The 19788-nt window shown below is 70.9% G+C and carries 15 protein-coding genes and 1 tRNA gene; 13 read left to right on the top strand and 3 right to left on the bottom strand.

Annotation, left to right across the window (positions count from 1 at the left end; translation table 11 throughout):
- Window positions 1–28: 28 nt before the first annotated feature.
- From ABZ342_RS14445 to ABZ342_RS14500, 12 genes are all read left to right on the top strand, one after another.
- Window positions 29–105: transfer RNA gene (locus ABZ342_RS14445), tRNA-Arg, on the top strand.
- 153 nt (window positions 106–258) lie between these two features.
- On the top strand, window positions 259–1371 hold the full coding sequence (locus tag ABZ342_RS14450; protein WP_360472806.1) for a VWA domain-containing protein: 1113 nt from the start codon (window positions 259–261) through the stop codon (window positions 1369–1371).
- On the top strand, window positions 1364–2476 hold the full coding sequence (locus tag ABZ342_RS14455; RefSeq protein WP_360472809.1) for an XdhC/CoxI family protein: 1113 nt from the start codon (window positions 1364–1366) through the stop codon (window positions 2474–2476). Before ABZ342_RS14450 ends, ABZ342_RS14455 begins: the two co-directional genes overlap by 8 nt.
- A gap of 269 nt (window positions 2477–2745) precedes the next feature.
- A complete protein-coding gene (locus ABZ342_RS14460; RefSeq protein ID WP_290049858.1) occupies window positions 2746–3270 on the top strand; it encodes a (2Fe-2S)-binding protein in 525 nt (174 codons plus the stop codon).
- A complete protein-coding gene (locus ABZ342_RS14465) occupies window positions 3270–5711 on the top strand; it encodes a molybdopterin cofactor-binding domain-containing protein (RefSeq protein WP_360472812.1) in 2442 nt (813 codons plus the stop codon). The genes ABZ342_RS14460 and ABZ342_RS14465 overlap by 1 nt, the downstream gene beginning before the upstream one ends.
- On the top strand, window positions 5708–6562 hold the full coding sequence (locus ABZ342_RS14470) for a xanthine dehydrogenase family protein subunit M (protein WP_360472815.1): 855 nt from the start codon (window positions 5708–5710) through the stop codon (window positions 6560–6562). Before ABZ342_RS14465 ends, ABZ342_RS14470 begins: the two co-directional genes overlap by 4 nt.
- Before the next feature lie 88 nt (window positions 6563–6650).
- Window positions 6651–7400, top strand: coding sequence for an SRPBCC family protein (locus tag ABZ342_RS14475; protein ID WP_360472817.1), 750 nt, complete (start codon window positions 6651–6653; stop codon window positions 7398–7400).
- Between the two features lie 425 nt (window positions 7401–7825).
- Window positions 7826–9121 (top strand): GGDEF domain-containing protein, encoded by a 1296-nt coding sequence (locus ABZ342_RS14480; protein ID WP_360472820.1) that lies wholly within the window; start codon window positions 7826–7828, stop codon window positions 9119–9121.
- A gap of 653 nt (window positions 9122–9774) precedes the next feature.
- Window positions 9775–10833, top strand: coding sequence for an NAD(P)-binding domain-containing protein (locus tag ABZ342_RS14485; protein ID WP_360472823.1), 1059 nt, complete (start codon window positions 9775–9777; stop codon window positions 10831–10833).
- 470 nt (window positions 10834–11303) lie between these two features.
- A complete protein-coding gene (locus ABZ342_RS14490) occupies window positions 11304–12863 on the top strand; it encodes a discoidin domain-containing protein (protein WP_360473161.1) in 1560 nt (519 codons plus the stop codon).
- 7 nt (window positions 12864–12870) lie between these two features.
- Entirely contained in the window at window positions 12871–14103 is a 1233-nt protein-coding gene (locus ABZ342_RS14495; protein ID WP_360472826.1) for an MFS transporter, read from the top strand.
- Window positions 14100–15044, top strand: coding sequence for a hypothetical protein (locus ABZ342_RS14500; protein WP_360472829.1), 945 nt, complete (start codon window positions 14100–14102; stop codon window positions 15042–15044). Before ABZ342_RS14495 ends, ABZ342_RS14500 begins: the two co-directional genes overlap by 4 nt.
- On the opposite strand, the gene ABZ342_RS14505 is transcribed toward ABZ342_RS14500, so the two are convergent.
- The gene (locus ABZ342_RS14505) at window positions 15034–15606 is read right to left on the bottom strand and encodes a TetR/AcrR family transcriptional regulator (protein ID WP_360472831.1); all 573 of its coding nucleotides are present in this window, start codon (window positions 15604–15606) and stop codon (window positions 15034–15036) included. The genes ABZ342_RS14500 and ABZ342_RS14505 overlap by 11 nt on opposite strands.
- Window positions 15607–15685: 79 nt before the next feature.
- Between ABZ342_RS14505 and ABZ342_RS14510 the strand changes: the two genes are divergently transcribed.
- On the top strand, window positions 15686–17077 hold the full coding sequence (locus ABZ342_RS14510; protein ID WP_360472834.1) for a cytochrome P450: 1392 nt from the start codon (window positions 15686–15688) through the stop codon (window positions 17075–17077).
- On the opposite strand, the gene iolD is transcribed toward ABZ342_RS14510, so the two are convergent.
- Together iolD and iolB are read right to left on the bottom strand one after the other, a co-directional pair.
- Window positions 17048–18883: a 3D-(3,5/4)-trihydroxycyclohexane-1,2-dione acylhydrolase (decyclizing) gene (gene iolD, locus ABZ342_RS14515; protein WP_360472837.1), complete on the bottom strand. Its 1836-nt coding sequence runs from the start codon at window positions 18881–18883 to the stop codon at window positions 17048–17050. The genes ABZ342_RS14510 and iolD overlap by 30 nt on opposite strands.
- The gene (iolB, locus tag ABZ342_RS14520) at window positions 18880–19770 is read right to left on the bottom strand and encodes a 5-deoxy-glucuronate isomerase (protein WP_360472839.1); all 891 of its coding nucleotides are present in this window, start codon (window positions 19768–19770) and stop codon (window positions 18880–18882) included. The genes iolD and iolB overlap by 4 nt, the downstream gene beginning before the upstream one ends.
- Window positions 19771–19788: the final 18 nt, after the last annotated feature.

Below are 19788 nucleotides of genomic sequence, written 5' to 3' on the forward strand. Positions count from 1 at the left end.
GGGGAGGGACGTGCGCGCAGGCCGCCCCGTCCCGGTAGCTCAGCAGGACAGAGCGCGGCGCTACGAACGCCGAGGTCCGAGGTTCGACTCCTCGCCGGGACACCAGAACCGCCGGCACGCGCCGCGGCACGACAGCGCCAAACCGCAGTCGGCAGCCCCCGTTTTCCACGCTAGCGGAGGGCACCGACAATCTCCGGTGCCCACCGCCGCCTTGTCCACAGGCGAGCCCTCCTCGCCGGGTGAGCGCACAATGGAGTCATGACCACCGCCGCCGATCCCGTCGCCGGGTACGCCGGGTTCGCCGCCGCCCTGCGGGAAGCCGGGGTTGCCTGCGATGCGCGTCGCGTGCAGGCCTACCTCGCCGCCGTCGGGGAGATCGATGTCGCCGAACCCACCCAGCTCTACTGGGCCGGCCGGCTCACTCTCTGCTCCAGCCCCGACGACCTCCCGTGCTACGAAGAAGCCTTCAGCCAGTGGTTCTCGATCGAAACCACCACCCCGCAACGCGCGAAAACCGCCGCGCCGAAGCAGGCCCGGATCGCCCCGCTCGTCGACGCCGACGGCGGGAACACCGACGGCGGCGAAGGCCCTGAGCAGCTGAAAGTCGCCGCGAGCACCCAGGAAGTCCTCCGCCACCGCGACCTCGCCGCGCTGACCACCGCCGAACGCGAACACCTCCGCGAGCTCCTCGCCACCCTGAGGCCCACGCCGCCGAAGCGGCCGGCCTCGCGACGGACCCCGTCGCACCGGGGGCGGCTCGATCCTTCCCGCACGCTGCGTGCCATGCTCGCCAGCGGCGGCGAGCCCGTGAAACTCGTCTACGCCCGGCGGGGCAGCCGCCCGCGGCGCGTGGTGTTGCTCATCGACGTCTCGGGGTCGATGAGCCCGTACGCCGACGCCCTGCTCCGCTTCGCCCACGTCCTCACGCGCAGCGCGCCCCAGTCCGTCGAGGTCTTCACCCTCGGCACGCGGCTGACCCGGGTCTCGCGCCAGCTGCGTCAACGCGATCCCGAACGCGCCATGCTCGCCGCCGGTTCGGCGGTGCCCGACTTCGCCGGCGGCACCCGCCTCGGCGAGACGCTGCGGGCCTTCCTCGACCGCTGGGGCCAGCGCGGCCTGGCGCGGCGCGCCGTGGTCACCGTCTTCTCCGACGGCTGGGAACGCGGTGACACCGGCCTGCTCGGCGAGCAGCTCGCCCGCCTGCGCCGGCTCGCGCACGCCGTATTCTGGGTGAATCCGCACGCCGGCCGTGCGGGGTACGCTCCGGTCCAGTCGGGCATCGTGGCCGCCTTGCCCCACATCGACCGGCTGCTGGCCGGGCACACCCTGGCCACCTTGGAACGACTGCTCGGGGAGATTTCCGATGCGTGACGTACTGGACGACGTGTTCCGCCGCTGGACCGACGGGGAAACGGTCGGGCTCGGCACCGTGGTCGCCACCTTCTCGTCGGCGCCGCGCGCGCCCGGCGCCGCGATGGTCGTCGCTCCCGACGGCACCGTCGCCGGCAGCGTGTCCGGCGGCTGCGTCGAAGGCGCCGTCTACGAGCTCGCGCAGGAGGTCGTCAGCGAGCGCAAGCCCGTGCTGCAGCGCTACGGCGTCACCGACGACGACGCGTTCGCCGTCGGCCTGACCTGCGGCGGGATCATCGACATCTACGTCGAGCACGTCGACCGCGAGTCGATGCCGGAGCTCGGCGACGTCGTCGCGTCGGTGCGCTCCGGCGAGCCGGTCGCGGTCGTCACGATCATCGAGCACGAGCGCGAGGGCCTGGTCGGCGAGCACATGATCGTGTGGCCGGACCGCACCGAGGGCTCGCTGGGGTCGTCGCGGATGGACGACGCCGTGGCCGACGACGCGCGCGGCCTGCTGGCCAGCGGCCGCACCGGCACCCTGCACTACGGTCCCGACGGGCAGCGCCGCGGCGAAGGCATGGCGGTGTTCGTCAACTCCTTCGAGCCGCCGCCGCGGCTGCTCGTGTTCGGCGCGATCGACTTCGCCGCCGCGATGGCCCGCATGGGCGCCTACCTCGGGTACCAGGTCACGGTCTGCGACGCGCGACCCGTGTTCGCGACGAGCAGCCGCTTCCCGGACGCGCACGAGGTCGTCGTCGACTGGCCGCACCGCTACCTGCAGGCCGAAGCCGAAGCGGGCCGCATCGACCAGCGCACGGCCATCGCGGTGCTGACCCACGACCCGAAGTTCGACGTGCCGCTGCTGGAGGTCGCGCTGCGCCTGGACGTCGGCTACGTCGGCGCGATGGGCTCCCGCAAGACCCACGACGACCGCTTCGCCCGCCTGCGCGAAGCCGGGATCACCGAGGGGGAGCTGGACCGGCTGGCGTCGCCGATCGGCCTCGACCTCGGTGCCCGCACGCCGGAAGAGACGGCCGTGTCGATCGCCGCGGAAATCATCGCGTTGCGATGGGGTGGCGGTGGGAAACGGCTCGCCGAGTTGTCGGGACGCATCCACAGCTGACTGCTGCTGTTCGGGGGTTCCGGGTGGCGGAGCCCCCGGGCTCGGGGCGACGCCCCGATTGTTACTGCTCCGGGTGGCCCACAAAAGTTCACCCATCCGGACTTCCGCACATACGGCGTCCCGCAGCGGATTCCCGTGTATCTGCGGAACAGGTAGTTGAACGTGTGACATCAGGACTTGTCCGCGCGAAGGTCGCGTAGCACGCTCGGGAGTCTGTGAGCCCGATCACGGTCGGGCGGGCCGTTCCCGAACCGGCTTTTGGAGGCCTGATGCGCATCACCGTCACCGTCGACGGGACGAAGTACACCGACGAAGTCGAGCCCCGCACCCTGCTCGTGCACCACCTGCGAGAGAAGCTGGGCAAGGTCGGCACCGTCGTCGGCTGCGACACCAGCAACTGCGGCGCCTGCACCGTCCACCTGGACGGGCACAGCGTGAAATCCTGCTCCGTGCTGGCCGTGCAAGCCGACGGCTGTGAGGTCACCACCATCGAAGGCCTCGCCCGCGACGGGCAGCTGCACCCGGTGCAGAAAGCGTTCCACGACAACCACGCCCTGCAGTGCGGGTTCTGCACGCCCGGCATGATCATGCAGTCGATCGACCTGCTGGCCGACAACCCCGACCCGGACGAACAGGCCGTCCGCGAAGGTCTCGAAGGCAACCTCTGCCGCTGCACCGGTTACCAGAACATCGTCCGCGCGGTCCGCGACGCGGCGCAGAACATGAGCCCTGGCGCCGGCCCCGAAGCCGAGCGGATCACTGAGACCAAGCACGTCGGCGTGGGTGGTGACTGATGACCGCGACGATCGAACCGGAAGTCGGAAAGTCACGGCGCCGCAAGGAAGACGAGCGGCTCATCACCGGCCGCACCCGCTGGACCGACAACATCACGCTGCCGGGCCTGCTGCACATGGCGGTCCTGCGCAGCCCGTTCGCGCACGCCAAGATCGTCTCGATCGACACGTCGGCGGCCAAGGGCGCGTCCGGCGTCGTCGCCGTCTACACCGCGAAGGACCTGGACCCGGACAGCGCGATCGGCATGCCCTGCGCGTGGCCGATCACGCCGGACATGAAGGCGCCACGCCGTCCGGTGCTCGCCGCCGACCAGGTCAACTTCGCCGGTGAGGGCGTCGCGGTCGTCGTCGCGAGGTCGTCCGCCGAAGCGCACGACGCGCTCGAGGAGATCGACGTCGAGTACGACGAGCTCCCGGTCATCCTCGACATGGAAGCCGCGATCGCCGACGGTGCGCCGCTGGTCCACGAGGACCAGGGCAGCAACACCAGCGCCGTCTGGAAGTTCGACTCCGGCGAGGCCGGCACCGGTGGCAACGTCGAGGACGCTCTCAGCTCGGCGGAGGTCGTCGTCAAGCGCCGCTTCCGCCAGCAGCGCCTGATCCCGGCGTTCATGGAGCCGCGGGCCTGCGTCGTCGACCCGACCGGCACGCAGATCACCATGTGGTCGGCCACGCAGATCCCGCACATCCTGCGCGTGATGGCGGCGCTGACGCTCGGCATCCCCGAGCACAAGCTGCGCGTGATCGCCCCCGACGTCGGCGGCGGCTTCGGCGGCAAGATCGGTGTCCTGCCGGAAGAGATGATGTCGCTGCTGGTCGCGCAGAAGCTCGGCAAACCGGTCAAGTGGAACGAGTCGCGGTCGGAGACGATGCTCGCCGCGCACCACGGCCGCGACCAGATCCAGGACATCACCATCTCCTCGACCCGCGACGGCCAGGTGACCGGCCTCAAGGTCGAGCTGCTCGCCAACCTCGGCGCGTACAACGGCCTCGTCGGCACCGGCGTGCCGATCCTCGGCGCGTTCATGTTCAACGCGATCTACAAGATCCCGGCGTACCACTTCGCCTGCACGAACGTGTACACGACGACGACGCTGACCGACGCCTACCGCGGCGCCGGCCGGCCGGAGGCGACCTTCGCGATCGAGCGGATCATGGACGAGCTCGCCGTCGAGCTCGGCATGGACCCGATGGAGCTGCGCGAGAAGAACTGGATCAAGCACGAGGAGTTCCCGTTCACCACCGTGTGCGGGCTGACCTACGACTCCGGCAACTACGAGGCCGCCACCGAAAAGGCCAAGCAGCTCTTCGACTACGACGGCCTGCGCGCCGAGCAGGCGAAGCGTCGTGAGTCGGGTGACAAGGTCCAGCTCGGCATCGGCATCTCGACGTTCACCGAGATGTGCGGGCTCGCGCCGTCACGGGTGCTCGGCTCGCTGGACTACGGCGCCGGCGGCTGGGAGCACGCGGCGATCCGGATGCTGCCCACCGGCAAGGTCGAGGTCATCACCGGCGCGTCCGCGCACGGTCAGGGCCACGAGACGGCGTGGAGCCAGATCGTCGCCGACCAGCTCGGCGTCGCGTTCGAGGACGTCGAGATCATCCACGGCGACACGCAGTCCTCGCACAAGGGCATGGACACCTACGGCTCGCGGTCGCTGGTCGTCGGCGGGATCGCGATCGTCAAGGCCGCGGAGAAGGTCGTCGCGAAGGCCAAGCCGATCGCGGCGCACCTGCTCGAATGCGCCGAGGACGACCTCGAGTTCGCCAACGGCAAGTTCACCGTGAAGGGCACCGACACGTCGACGGGCATCGGCGACATCGCGCTCGCGGTGTTCGCGGCGCACAACCTGCCCGACGGCGTCGAGCCGTCGCTCGACTCGGACGCGACGTTCGACCCGGAGAACTTCTCGTACCCGCACGGCACGCACCTGTGCGCCGCCGAGGTGGACACCGAGACCGGGCGGATCAAGCTGCGCTCGTACGTCTGCGTCGACGACGTCGGCGTCGCGGTGAACCCGCTGATCGTCGAGGGCCAGGTGCACGGCGGGCTCGCGCAGGGCATCGCGCAGGCGCTGTTCGAAGGCACCGAACACGACGACAGCGGCACGCTCACCACCGGCACGTTCGCCGACTATCTGCTGCCGTCGGCGGCGGACCTGCCGTCGTTCACCACCGACCGCACGGAGACGCCGTCGACGACGAACCCGCTCGGCGCCAAGGGCGTCGGCGAAGCGGGCACGATCGCGTCCACCCCGGCGGTGGTCAACGCGGTGATCGACGCGGTGCGCCACTACGGGGTGAACGACATCGAGATGCCGTTGACGCCGATGCGGGTGTGGCACGCGATGCGGCACGGCACCACCGACGCCGGCGGCCCCGGCCGCGGTGAAGCCGGTGGCGGTCTCGGCTCCATCGACGCCACCGGAGGTGCGCAGTGATCCCGGCTTCCTTCGACTACGTCCGCCCGTCCACAGTGGACGAAGCGGTGCAGGCGCTGGCGTCGGCGGGTGAGGACGCCAAGGTCATCGCGGGCGGGCAGAGCCTGCTGCCGGTGCTGCGGATGCGGCTGGCCGCGCCGACGACGCTGGTCGACCTCGGGCGCGTCGCGGAGCTGCGCGGCGTGCGCGAGGACGGCGACGACCTCGTGATCGGGGCGATGACCACGCACTACGACGTCCAGCGGGACGCACTGGTCGCTTCGCACGCGGCTCTGCTCAAGGAGGCGACCGGCACGGTGGCCGACCCGCAGATCCGCCACCGGGGCACGCTGGGCGGCGCGATCGCCCACGCCGACCCGGCCGGGGACCTGCTGGCACCGGTCCTGGCGCTGGACGCGTCGCTGGTGCTGGCCGGGCCCTCCGGTCGTCGCACGGTGCCGGCCGCGGAGTTCTTCCAGGACCTGTTCACCACGGCGCTGGCCGCGGACGAGCTGCTGGTCGAGGTCCGCATCCCCAAGCACACCGGGTGGCGGGCGCACTACGAGAAGTTCAACCGCGTCGCCCAGGCGTGGTCGATGGTCGCGGTCGCGGTCACCGTCCGTACCGAGGCGGGCGTCATCGAGGAGGCCCGGGTCGCGCTGACGAACATGGGCTCGACCCCGGTGCGCGCTTCGGGCGTCGAAGCGGCGCTGGTCGGCGTCCAGGCCTCGGCCGACTCGATCGCCGCGGCGGCTTCGCACGCGGCCGAAGGTACGAACCCGCCGGTCGACAGCAACGCCGACGTCGAATACCGCCGTCACCTGGCCCAGGTCCTGACGGGCCGGGCCATCGCGGCGGCGGCCGGCGCCTGAGGTTCCGTTCGTCCCCCTGGCCGCCGCTCCGGCGGCGGCTAGGGTGGGCACCGGAACACGTCAGGTCTGGCAGAGAGGAGGTCGGCCCGTGCGGCTCGACCACGAATTCACCGTCCCGGCTCCGATCGGCGAGGTCTGGCAGGCGGTCGTCGACCCCGAGCGCGTCGCCCCGTGCATGCCGGGCGCCACGCTGACGAAGGTCGAAGGGGACAAGTTCAGCGGGACGGTGAAGGTCAAGCTCGGGCCGATTTCCCTGCTGTACAAGGGGAACGGCGAGTTCCTGGAGAAGGACGAAGCCGCGCGCAAGGTCACGATCAAGGCCTCGGGCAAGGACTCACGCGGATCGGGCACGGCGGCGGCGACGGTGACGCTGACCCTGACGGAGGCCGACGGCGGAACGCACGGCTCGGTGTCGACGGAGCTGTCGATCACGGGCAAGCCCGCCCAGTTCGGCCGCGGCCTGATCAGCGAGGTGGGCGGCAAGATCCTCGACACGTTCGCGGGGTGCCTGTCGGACAAGCTGGCGCCTTCGGCTTCGCCGGCGCCGGCGCCGGTGACGGCGGCACCGACGCCCGAGCCGACGGAGACCGCGGAGCCGGTGGCCAAGCCGGCGGTCAAGCCCGCCCCGACGACGGCGGAGATCAACACGGACCCGAAGCCGTCGCCGGCAGCGTCGGACCGTCCGCCGCTGCACAGCGTCCCGGCGGCCCCGGAGACGGAAGCGATCGACCTGCTCGATTACGCGGGACAGTCGGTGTTGAAGCGGCTGGCCCCGGTGGTGGCGGGAATCGCGGCGGTGATCGGCCTGGTGGCGATCATCCGGGCGCTGCGGAAGTAGCTCCCGGTTGGTGCTGGACCTTTGAGGTGGCGGGCTCGCGCGGGTAGGTGAGCCGGTTCGCTCGCTGCTGCCGGCACCCGGTGTCGATCTGCGATAGCTATGCGCTCGCCCCTTCGGTGCGATAGCCGGATTCTCCTGCGCTGAACCTCGCTCTTCGCGGGGGCCCTTTCCGCGTCCGGGATCGCGGGAGTGGGAATCCCCTTTCGGCGTTCCCGGATCCGTATTTCCAGGGCGATGATCCAGTGGTGGACCGCTGAGCTGGGAAGATCTACCCTGCGCGGGTCTTTGGGCAGGTGCGGTGCCCGCAATTCGCCCGGACTGGCGACGCGCGTCGTCGGAACGGCTACGCTGGGCTACCTGGTCGGCCGAACTTCGCGCAAGGGGTACGTCACGATGCCGGTCCGTCACTTCTGTGGCTTCGGCTCTTGAGAGCCCAGGCCGCCGTGCGCCGGGAAGCGCTTTCCGCCTGGCCGGGCTGGCCCGCGCGGTGGGAGATGTGGACGGGGGCGAAAGCCCGCTGGATCACCTACGCGCTCGGCTGCGAGCTGGTCGCGGTCGTGGCGACCGGGGGCGCGCTGGTCACCGGGTTCGGCGGGCCCGTGCGGCCGGTCTGGTTCGCGGTGCTCGTCGCGCTCGGCGTCGCGCAGGCCGAGATGTCGCGCCGCATCGAGCGGCTGCGGCGGTGGATGAGCGGGCAGACCCACATCAACGTCACGTCGGTCTGGTACCTCGCCGGCGTCGTCTTGCTGCCGCCGGCTTGGGTGGCGCTGCTGGCCGTCGTGCTCTACACGCACCTGTGGTTGCGCGTGTGGCGACAGGTCCGTACGCGGCCCGCACACCGCTTCGTCGCCAGCACGGCTTGGGCGATGCTCTCTTGCTTCGCCGCTTCGTCCGTTCTCGCGGTGTCCGGGCTGCACGGGACGCCGTTGCAGACGACGCGCGGGCTGTTCGCGCTCTGCTTGGCCGCCGCGGTGTTCGAGCTGGTGAACATCGGCCTGGTCGCGGCCGGGATCTACCTTTACACGAGCCAGCGCTCGGCGGCCGACCTGATCGGCACGTGGGAGGACAACGCTTTCGAGCTCGCGACCCTCTGCCTCGGCGGCCTCGCCGCGCTGGCGCTGGCCGAGCAGCCGGTGCTGGTGGTGTTCGTGGTCGCGCCGTTGCTGCTGCTGCACCGTTACCTGCTGCTGAAGCAGCAGTTGCAGGTCGCGGCGGTCACCGACGAGAAGACGGGGCTGCTCAACACCGCCGGCTGGCACGATTCCGCGGTACGCGAACACACCCGCTCCCAGCGGCGCGGCGCGGCCGGCGGCGGTTTCGCCGTGCTGATGATCGACCTTGACCATTTCAAGCGCATCAACGACACGTACGGCCACCTCACCGGCGACGACGTGCTGGCGGCGGTCGCGGTGGCGATCTCCGGCGCGGTCCGCCAAGGCGACACGACCGGCCGATTCGGCGGCGAGGAGTTCGTGGTCCTGCTGCCGGGCGTCGGCCGCGCCGAAGTGCTCGGCATCGCCGAACGCGTGCGAGCGGCGGTGGGCGAGCTGAACGTGGTGATCTCGACCGGCGGCGGAACGGTCCGGGTGGGCGGGCTGTCGGTGTCGATCGGCGTGGCCCGCCACCCGGACGCAGGCCCAACACTCGACGACGTGCTCCGCTCGGCGGATGCCGCGTTGTACCGCGCCAAGGAGGCTGGGCGGAACCGTGTTGCCGTGTGAGCGGGAGTGCTCGGTCGGTTGACCGGCTCGGGCGCGGCTGGGCTGCCGGGTGAGGTGGCCGCGGTGTGGCTCGGGTTGGGATGGCTCCGTGGGGTTGGCCTCGGGTTGGCTGGCTGGTTTCGGTGGATCAGGCAAGGGTGAGTCTGGCGGGGTTGGTGTCGTCGGCTTGGCAGTGGCAGTGGCAGTGGCAGTGGCTGGGGTTGGCTCGCTGGTTGTGGCGGATCGAGCGGGCGCGACGGTGGCTGGGGTTGGGATCGTCGACCAGATGCTGGCCGGGGTTGGGGTCGCCAGCTTGGCGCTGGCTGGGTTAGCCGACAGCGGAGGTCGGGCGGGGTTCGGTCGCGCGGGACGTTGCTGTGGGGGCTCGGTTGGGCTGGGCTGAAGTCGGTTGGGTTGGGCGCCGGTCGGCGGTCTGGTCCGGGTCGGGATGGTTGCGTGCGATCACTGGGGTGACCGGACGCGCGGTGTGGCTCCCGACCAGGCCGCGTGGGACACGGCTGTCGTGGCGCGCGGCTGCGGTGGCGCCCGGCTCGGCCCGGTGACCAGCCCGCCCTCGCGCAGGGTGCGCGAGGTCTCCGGCAACCTCGCTGTGACCGCCGCGGCGTGTGAGGTACGGCGCGAAATACCCTCGGCTCGTAGCCGTTGAACCCGACATGGGTGGTGCGGATCACGAGACGGATGTCGTGGTGATCGGGGCGGGGCAGGCCGGACTCTCGGCCGCCTATCATCTGCGGCGGGCCGGGTTTGGCAACCGGTCCGGGTTCGTTGTGCTCGATCATGGGAAACGGGCTGGGGGCGCGTGGCAGTACCGGTGGCCCTCCCTCGTGCTCGGGAAGGTGCACGGCATCTACGACCTGCCCGGCATGGCCTTCGGCAGCCCGGACGTGACGCGTCCCGCCTCCGAAGTCGTCTCGGAGTACTTTGCTCGCTTCGAAAGCGTCTATGACCTCCCGGTGTTCAGGCCCGTTGACGTCCAGTCCGTGACGCGCGCGGGGGAGCGGCTGGTGGTTTCGAGCCCGGCCGAGTCCTGGGCCGCTCGGGCCGTGATCAGTGCTACCGGTACCTGGGATCGGCCCTTCTGGCCGCGCTACCCCGGCCAGGAGACCTTCGCCGGGCGTCAGGTGCACACCGCGGACTATGCCGGCCCCGAAGACTTTCGTGGGCAGCGAGTCGTCGTGGTCGGGGGTGGGGCCTCCGCCGTTCAGCTACTCATGGAGTTCGCCCCGCTCGCTCGCGCGACGGCGTGGGTGACACGGCGCCCTCCCGTATGGCGCGACGAGCCGTTCAGTGAGAGCTGGGGACGCGACGCCGTCGCGAAGGTCGATGAGCGGGTGCGGGCCGGGCTGGCGCCGGAGAGCGTTGTGAGCGTGACCGATCTCGCCGTGACGCCGGAAGTGCGCGCCGCACGCGCCGCCGGGATCCTCGAGCGGCGGCCGATGTTCGAGCGCATCACGCCCGACGGGGTCGTCTGGGCGGACGGCTCTCGGTTCGACGCCGACGTCATCCTCTGGGCGACCGGGTTCCGCGCGGCGATCGACCACCTCGCGCCGCTGCACGTCCGCGAACCCGGGGGCGGGATCCGGATGGACGGCACGCGCGTGGTGCGTGAACCGCGGCTGCACCTCGTGGGCTACGGGCCCTCGGCGAGCACGGTCGGGGCGAACCGGGCGGGACGCGCGGCGGTCGCCGAGATCAAGAAGCTGCTGGGTTGAGGTCATACATCCGAAGCTACCCGAACACCTGTGCGATGGTCATCGCTGGATCGGGTGAGATCAAGAGCCGGTGCGCGGCGAAATTTTCCTTGTGAAGCAAGGGAAAACGGCGCGAGGGAATGGGCGCTGCCCCCGGTTCCCACGCTACCCGGGACCACCGACAAAACCGGAGGAAGCCGGGAAAGGTCGGGGCTCTGCGGTACTCATCCCGGTGCGCGGGGCAGTGCTCCGATCATCGGGAACCGCCCTGAGCAGCGAAGATCAGCGCAAACTCACCCTCTTGACCGATTCAACGGCAAGACACGTCTTGTCAGCCGAAACCGGTCACCGATACAGTCCGCTTAGTTAGGAAACTTTCCTAACAGTTCAGCTCTCGTTCACCGACGCCGCAGCCCACCAGCCACCGCCAGGCCCAGAAGGAGCGCGACGTGCCGTCGACCCGCCTACGAACATTCACCCGCCTCACCCCCGTGGTGGCCGCGATCACGCTGCTGCCCGGCGCGATCGCCGCGGCCAGTATCCTGCAAGCCGATGTCCTGCTCTCCCAAGGGAAACTGGTCGCGACGTCCACCGTCGAGAGCTCGTCCTACGCCGGGACCAAAGCCGTCGACGGCAGTACCACCACCCGGTGGGCCAGCGCCGAAGGCGCCGATCCGCAGTGGCTGCGGATCGACCTCGGCCAGTCCGCCGCGATCCACCGCGTCCTCCTCAACTGGGAAGCCGCCTACGCCAAGAAGTACCGCATCGAAGTCTCCGACGACGGCACGACCTTCACCACCGCGAGCACCGTCGACGCCGGGGACGGCAAGACCGACGACCTCACCGTGAACGCCCACGGCCGGTACGTGCGCTTCGTCGGCGTCACCCGCGCGACGAGCTACGGCTACTCCCTCTGGGAGATGCAGGTCTTCGGCTCCACGGACTCCTCCGGCGACACCCAGGCCCCGACCACCCCGGCCGGCCTCACCGCGGGCACGACCACCGCCACCAGCGCCGCCCTGACGTGGAGCGCCGCCACGGACAACGTCGGCGTCGCCGGCTACGACGTCCTGCGCGACGGGACCGTCGTCGCCACCAGCACGACCCTCTCCTACACCGACAGCGGCCTCACTCCCGACACCAGCTACTCCTACGCCGTCCGCGCCCGCGACGCCGCCGGCAACGTCTCGGGCAGCAGCACCCCGGTCACCGTGAAGACCAAGGCGGGCAGCGGAACGAGCTTCGTCCTGGCCGCGGCCGGCGACATCGCCGAACGCTGCACCTCGAGCAGCTCGAGCTGCGCCCACGTGAAGACCGCGAAACTCGTCGACGCCATGAAGCCCGCGGCCGTGATCACCATGGGCGACAACCAGTACGACGACGCGCACCTCTCGGACTTCAAGTCCTACTACGACAAGACGTGGGGCAAGTTCAAGACCATCACCCGCCCGATCCCGGGCAACCACGAGTCCTACGACGACACTCCGTTCAAGGGCTACGAGGACTACTTCGGCGCCATCGCCAAGCCGCAGGGAAAGCGGTACTACAGCTGGGAGATGGGCAACTGGCACTTCATCGCCCTCGACTCCAACGACTTCGTCACGCACGACGACTTCGCCGAGCCGCCCCAGATCACCTGGCTCAAGCAGGACCTGGCCAAGAACACCAAGGGCTGCGTCGCCGCCTATTACCACCACCCGCGGTGGAGCTCCGGTGACCACGGCGACAACCCCGACAGCACCGAGCTGTGGAACATCATGACCGCGAACAAGGTCGATCTCGTCCTCAACGGCCACGACCACGACTACGAGCGGTTCGTCCCGCAGAACGCCGACGGCAAGGCGGATGCGAACGGCCCGGTCGAGATCGTCGGCGGCTCCGGGGGCGCGAACCTCTACGACCTGAGCCCGGCGCACCAGACGACCGCCAAGCTGCTCAAGACCTTCGGCGTCCTGAAGCTGTCGATGACGGACACGTCGTTCCAGTCGCAGCTCATCGGCGTCGACGGCAAGGTCCTCGACAGCAGCCCGACCTACACCTGCCACCGGTAGGAGCGGCATGTACATCGCGGCAAGCCGTACCTCGGACCTGGCGGCGGGCACCGACCGGAAACCGGCGCTGAAGAGGGTCTCCGCCAACGTGGTGGCGCTCGGCGTGGTCAGCTTGGTCACCGATGTCTCCTCGGAGATGGTCACCGCCGTCCTCCCGCTCTACCTGGTGCTCGGCCTCGGCCTGAACCCGGTGCAGTTCGGGCTGCTCGACGGGCTCTACGCGGGCGCCACCGCCCTCGTGCGGGTGCTCGGCGGGCACCTCGCCGACCGGTGGCGGCGGCTCAAGGCCGTCGCCGGGTTCGGGTACGGCTTGTCCGCGGTGTGCAAGCTCGGCCTGGTCGCGGCCGGCTCGTCGGTCGCGGCGATCGGTGTGGTCCTCGCCGCCGACCGCACCGGCAAAGGGCTGCGCACCGCCCCACGCGACGCCCTGATCTCCCTCAGCAGCACGCCGGACGCGCTCGGCCGGTCGTTCGGCGTGCACCGCGCCCTCGACACCGTCGGCGCGTTCCTCGGCCCCCTGGTCGCGATGGCCGTGCTCGCGCTGAGCCTGGGCAGCTACACGAGCGTGTTCTTCACCAGCTTCTGCGTCGCGGCGATCGCCGTGCTGCTGCTGGCGTTGTTCGTCCGGGACCACTCCGGGACCGTCGATCGCGCCGCGGTGTCGCTGCGCCGGGCGGCCGGTCTCCTCAGGCAGAGCGACTTCCGGCGCGTGACGCTCTGGGCCGCGTTGCTGGGCCTGGTGACGGTCGGCGACTCGTTCGTCTACCTCGTCCTGCAGCGACGCTGGGAGATCGCGGCGACGTTCTTTCCGCTGCTGCCGCTCGGCACCGCCGGGGTCTACCTCGTCCTGGCCGTGCCGCTCGGCAAGCTCGCCGACCGGGTCGGGCGGTGGCCGGTGTTCCTCGGCGGCCACGGCGCGCTGTGCCTGGCGCTGGTCCTGCTGTGCGGGCCGCAGGCGGGGATCTGGCTCGCCGTCGTCGCGCTCGGCCTGCACGGCGTCTTCTACGCGGCCACCGACGGCGTCCTCATGGCCGCCGCCGGCCCGCTCATCCCGCGGGACCTCCGGGCCACCGGGATGGCCGTCGTGCAGACCGGGCAGGCCGTGGCCCGCATGCTTTCGTCCGTCCTCTTCGGACTGGCCTGGACGCTCTGGGACCTGCGGCCCGCGGTGCTCGTCGCCGCGGTCTGCCTGGCCGTGGTCGCCCTCGCCGCCGCTCTCGTGAAACCGGTGCGCCCGTGAAGAAACTCGTCCTCGCCCTGCTCGGCACGGTGCTCCTGATCGCCGCGGCCGTCGTCTACACCGTCAGCGCCCGCCACGACACGGCGGACGCCGAACCCGCCGCCCAGCTCACGCTGAGCCCCGGTCAGCTGCTGTTCCGCGACACCGCCACCGGTCGCGTCGGCGCCGTCCCGCTCGCCGAAACCGGGAAGAAACCCCAGCTCAGCGGCCTGAAGTGCGATCGCTTCGCGGTGGCGGAGCAGACCGCGGTGTGCCTGGCCGTGCGGCCGGGGACGCTCCCGGCGGTGACCGACGTCCTCGTCCTCGACGACCACCTGGCCGTCCGCCACACCGAGTCCCTGCCCGGCACGCCGAGCCGCGCCCGGGTGTCCCCGGACGGCAAGCGCGTCTACTGGACGCTGTTCGTCACCGGCGACTCGTACGCGCAGACCGGCTTTTCGACGCGCGCCGGGCTGTACGAGGTCGACACCGGGCGGCTCGTCAAGACGATCGAAGAGCTGCCGGTCTTCAAGGACGACCAGCGGTACTTCGCCCCGGACGTCAACTACTGGGGCATCACGTTCGCCCCGGACGGCAACCGCTTCTACGCGACCCTCGGCAGCAAGGGACAGACCTACCTCGTCGAAGCCGACTACCGGCGCTACCGCGGGAAGACGCTCCGGGAGAACGTCGAATGCCCGTCGCTGTCCCCGGACGCCACCCGCGTCGCCTTCAAGAAGAAGGTGGGCGAAGGGGGCTGGCGGCTGTCGGTCCTCGACCTGAAGACGATGAAGGAAACCGAGCTGGCGGAACAGAAGAGCGTGGACGACCAGGCGCTGTGGCAGGACGACCACACGGTCCTCTACGGGCTCGACAACGCCGTCTGGGCGGTCCCGGCGGACGGCTCCGGCGCGCCGCGGAAGCTGGCCGGGAACGCCGCGTCGCCGGCCGTCACGGGGTGACGCCGACCGCCGCGAACAACGTCCGCACGGCGAGGTCGCGCAGCTCTTCCTGGGTGACCGTCGGCTGGTCGAGCCACTCGAGGATCATCGTCGCGACGAACGTGAGCCAGCCCCGCACGGCCAGGCGGGTGACCTCGGTGATGGGGGTCAGCACGCGCACCGCGTCCAGGATGCGGGCGGCGTTCGCGGCCATCCCGGATTCGCGGATCTCCTGGATCTCGCGGTCGGCGCCGCTCGCGGCGCGGTGCACGATCCGGTAGCCGTCGGGGTGCGTGCGCGCGAACTCGAGGTACACGTCGAGCCCGGCCCGCAGCTGCTCCGCCACGGGCAGCGCCGGGTCGGGCTCGCTCATCGCCAGCAGCTGGTCGCGTTGCGCGCGGACGATCGAAGCGAAGAAGTCCTTCTTCGTCGGGAAGTAGTGGTAGAGCAGGCCGCGGGAGACCTGCGCGATCTCGGCGACCTCTTCGATCCACACTTCGTCGTACGGCCGCTTCGCGAACAACCCGGCCCCGATCGCCAAGAGCTGCTCGCGCCGCTGCTCGGTGCTCAGCCTCGTCCGCATCCCCCGACCTTACTTGACACGGGTTCAGTAGCGGGGGATCGTGACCCTATTGGATACGGGTTCAATAAGGGGTGACGTCGTGGACACCACCGGGCTTCCGCACCGGCCGGGCCGCCTGCCGGTGATCGGCGACCTGATCGGTGCCAACCCGCGCACGCCGCTGCAGGACACGCTGCGCATCGGCCGGCGACTGGGCCCGATCTTCACGCGCAAGGTCTTCGGGTTCGAGATCGTCTTCGTCGGGGGCGTCGACCTGGTCACCGAGCTGAACGACGAGACGAAGTTCGGCAAGCACGTCGGCATGGGCATCGAGAACCTGCGCGCGCTCGCCGGCGACGGGCTGTTCACCGCCCACACCCACGAACCGAACTGGCGGCTCGCGCACGACATCCTGCAACCGGCGTTCTCCGCCGAGGCCATGCGCCGCTACCACCCGGTGATGCTGGACGTCGCCCGCGAGCTCATCGCGCGCTGGGACGCCGCGAGCGGGCCGGTCGACGTCGCCGCCGACATGACGCGGCTGACGCTGGAGACGATCGGGCTCGCCGGCTTCGGCTACCGGTTCGGCTCGTTCGAGCGCAGCGAACCGCACCCGTTCGTCACGGCGATGATCCGCGCGCTGCGGTACGCGCAGCTGCAGAACGTCAAGCTCCCGTTCGTGCGACGCGCGTTCGCCGGGACGGCGGAGCGGAACCAGGCCGACATCGCGACCATGACCGGCCTGGTCGACGAGGTCATCGAAGCCCGTCGCCAGGACGGCGAGGAGAGCCGCGATCTGCTCGGCCTGATGCTCACCGAGGGCCACCCGGAGACGGGGGAACGCCTGGACCCGGTGAACATCCGCAACCAGGCCATCACGTTCGTCGTCGCGGGCCACGAGACGACGTCCGGTGCGCTGTCGTTCGCGTTGTACTACCTGACGCGCCATCCCGAGCTGCTGGCGAAGGCCCGCGCCGAGGTCGACGCGGTGTGGGGCGACCGCGAGCCGGCGTTCTCGGACGTCGCGAAGCTGCGTTACGTGCGTCGCTGCCTCGACGAGGCGATGCGGCTCTGGCCGACCGCGCCGGGTTACTCGCGCGAAGCACGCGAAGACGTCGTGCTCGGCGGGAAGTACGCGATGCGCAAGGGCGACTGGGTGATCGTGCCGCTGCCCCTGGTGCACCGCGATCCCGCGGTCTGGCCGGACCCGGAGCGCTTCGATCCGGACCGCTTCGAGCCCGCCGCGGTGCGGAAGCGGCCGGCGCAGGCGTACAAGCCGTTCGGGACGGGCGAGCGCGCCTGCATCGGCCGCCAGTTCGCGCTGCACGAAGCTGTGCTGGCGCTGGGAATGGTGCTGCAGCGCTACGACTTCGACGTCGATCCGGCGTACGAACTCGAGATCGTCGAGTCGCTGACGCTCAAGCCCAGCGGGTTCACGCTGCGGCCGCGCGCCCGGGCGAACCTAGGAACGCAGGTAGCGCACCTGCCCTGACTTGGCCCGCTCGTACTCGTCCCGGCCCGCGAGGTGCTCGGGCACGCCGACCTCCCACCACGCGCCGGCCTCGGTCCACGACGACGGTTGCGTCTTCACCACGACCACCGCCGGACGCCGTTGCGCGACCGCCGCTTCGCGCGCCTGGGCATAAGCCGCCCGGAGGTCCTCGGCCGAAGAAGCCGTGAAAACCAGACAGCCCAGTGATTCCGCGTGCCGCGCGAAGTCCACCCGCGGCGGCGAAGCGTGCGAAGTCGTGCAGTCGGCGTAGAAGTTGTTGAACGGCTTCCCGCCCTGCCCCTCCTGGAGCCGGGCGATCACCGCGTAGCCGTCGTTGTCGCAGACGACCGCGACGAACGGGTGACCCGCGAAGGCGGCCGAGAACAGCTCGGAGTTCAACATCAGGTACGAGCCGTCGCCCAGCAGGGTCGTCACCAGGCCCGGATGCGCGATCGCCGCGCCCCACGCGCCGGACAGCTCGTAGCCCATGCAGGAAAACCCGTACTCGACGTCCATCGAGATCGAGCCGGACCCGCGCCAGCCGCCGATCAGCTCGCCCGGCAGCCCGCCGGACGCCGTCATGACGTAGTCGTCCGCCGCCGACAGGTCGTTCACCACGCCCACGACCTGCGCGTAGGACGGAAGCTCGGAGCCGCCCGAGCGCAGCGAGTCGACGTGCTCGTCCCAGGAAGCCCGTTCGGCCGCGGCCCGCGAGGTCCACGACGGGTCGACCCGCCAGCTTTCCAGCTGCGCGCCCAGATCGACGAGCCCGGCGTCGGCGTCGCCGACCACCGACAGAGCACCGTGCTTCACCGCGTCGAACCGGGCCGCGTTCAGCGCGACCAGGCGGACGTCGGGGGAGAAGACCGTCCAGGACGCCGTCGTGAAGTCCTGCAGCCGCGTCCCGACCGCGAGGACGACGTCGGCCTGAGCCGCGACGACGTTCGCCGACGTCGAGCCCGTGACGCCCAGCGGCCCGGCGTGCAGGGGATGCGTGTGCGGCACCAGCGTGCGGCCCGCGGTCGTCTCCACCAGCGGGATCCCGTGCCGCTCGGCGAAGTCGAGGACGCGTTGTCCGGCGCCGGAGTAGCGGACGCCGCCGCCGAGCACGAGCAACGGCCGTTTCGACGCGCGCAGGACGCCCGCCGCCTCGGTGACCGAGCGCCGGTCGGGCCGCGGCCGCGGCGGCCGGTGCGTCACCGGGGCGAACAGCTCTTCCGGGAAGTCGTACGTCTCCGCCTGGACGTCCTGCGGCAGCGCCAGGACCACGGGCCCGCTCTCCGCCGGGTCCGTGAGCACCCGCGCGACCTGCGGCAACGTCGAGAGCAGCTGTTCGGGGCGGGTGATCCGGTCGAAGTAGCGGCTGACCGCGCGGAAGGCGTCGTTGACCGTCGCGGTCGCGTCGCCGAAGGGCTCGATCTGCTGCAGCACCGGGTCCGGCGCGCGGCTCGTGAACGTGTCACCGGGCAGGAGCAGCACCGGCAGCCGGTTCGCGTGCGCGACCCCCGCGGCGGTGACCATGTTCAGCGCGCCCGGCCCGATCGACGACGTCACGACGCCGACCTGCCGCCGGTGCGTGGCCTTCGCGTAGCCGACCGCGGCCAGCGCCATGCCCTGCTCGGTGTGCCCGCGCCACACGGGGATCTCGCCGCGGTGTTCTTCCAGGGCGGTGCCGAGACCGAGGACGTTGCCGTGCCCGAAGATCGCGAAGACACCGGGGAAGAGCGGGACTTCGCGCCCGTCCAGGGTTTCCGAGCGCTGGGCCAGGATCCAGCGGACCAGCGCCTGAGCCGTCGTCAGCTTCACCGCACACGTCCTTCGTGGCTCGTAACGGGACAGCGGGGGTCGAGGTCCTGCGACTCCCACGTGTCGCGGACCCAGCCGTGCGCGGGGTCGTCGCAGAACGCCATCGACCGCTCGGGCGCGGGCCCGGCCAGGACGTTCAGGTAGTACATCGGGTAGCCCGGCGCGGCCACGCACGGGCCGTGGAAGCCGCGCGGGATCAGGAAGACGTCGTGGTCGCGGACGGCGACGTCCTCGTCCAGGTCGCCGTCGAGCGTGTACGTCCGGTGCAGGCCGAACCCCTCGCGCGACGGCGTCACCCCGTCGCGGCCGGCGACGCGGAAGTAGTAGATCTCCTCGTTGACGACCTCGCACTCGCTCGCTTCGTCGTGCTTGTGCGGCGGGTAGGACGACCAGTTGCCGCCCGGCGTGATCAGCTCGCACGCGTTGAGCTTGTCGGCGTGGTCCCACACCCCGGGCACGCCGAAGTTGGTCACCTGCCGCGTCGCCTGCCCCGCGCCGCGGACCTCGACGGGGACGTCTTCGGCGGGGCCGTACTTCGCGTCGAGCCGCCGGGTGCAGCGGGCCATCGGCAGTGCCACCTGCGCGCCGGTCTCGGAAGTCAGCTCGACCTCGGCGTCGCGGGGGACGTAGACGAAGTCCGTGACCCGGGTGAACACCGACTCACGCCCTTCCAGCTCGAACTCCTCGCCGTCGACGCGGACCGTGAGCGAGCCGGACAGCGGGAGCACGAACGCCTCGAACTCGCCGGTCTTGACCGTGCGCGGGAGCCGGGTGCCGATCCGGAGCACCCGCAGCCCCGTGTACGTCCAGCCCGCCGAATCCGGGGTGAGCCGGACCGGGTCGGCGTCGTCGGACAGCGTCCCGAGTGGACGGTGCAGCTTGCTCATTTCACGGCCTCCGGTTCT

It is taken from the genome of Amycolatopsis sp. NPDC005961 (genome assembly GCF_040629235.1).
GTDB classification, from domain to species: domain Bacteria; phylum Actinomycetota; class Actinomycetes; order Mycobacteriales; family Pseudonocardiaceae; genus Amycolatopsis; species Amycolatopsis camponoti.

Excerpts from the sequence above, each read along its gene's own strand:
- ABZ342_RS14460 (WP_290049858.1), top strand. The coding sequence starts at position 2,746 with ATGCGCATCACCGTCACCGTCGACGGGACGAAGTACACCGACGAAGTC.
- ABZ342_RS14465 (WP_360472812.1), top strand. The coding sequence starts at position 3,270 with ATGACCGCGACGATCGAACCGGAAGTCGGAAAGTCACGGCGCCGCAAG.
- iolB (WP_360472839.1), bottom strand. The coding sequence starts at position 19,770 with ATGAGCAAGCTGCACCGTCCACTCGGGACGCTGTCCGACGACGCCGAC.
- ABZ342_RS14455 (WP_360472809.1), top strand. The coding sequence starts at position 1,364 with ATGCGTGACGTACTGGACGACGTGTTCCGCCGCTGGACCGACGGGGAA.
- ABZ342_RS14505 (WP_360472831.1), bottom strand. The coding sequence starts at position 15,606 with ATGCGGACGAGGCTGAGCACCGAGCAGCGGCGCGAGCAGCTCTTGGCG.
- ABZ342_RS14495 (WP_360472826.1), top strand. The coding sequence starts at position 12,871 with ATGTACATCGCGGCAAGCCGTACCTCGGACCTGGCGGCGGGCACCGAC.
- ABZ342_RS14450 (WP_360472806.1), top strand. The coding sequence starts at position 259 with ATGACCACCGCCGCCGATCCCGTCGCCGGGTACGCCGGGTTCGCCGCC.
- ABZ342_RS14485 (WP_360472823.1), top strand. The coding sequence starts at position 9,775 with ATGGGTGGTGCGGATCACGAGACGGATGTCGTGGTGATCGGGGCGGGG.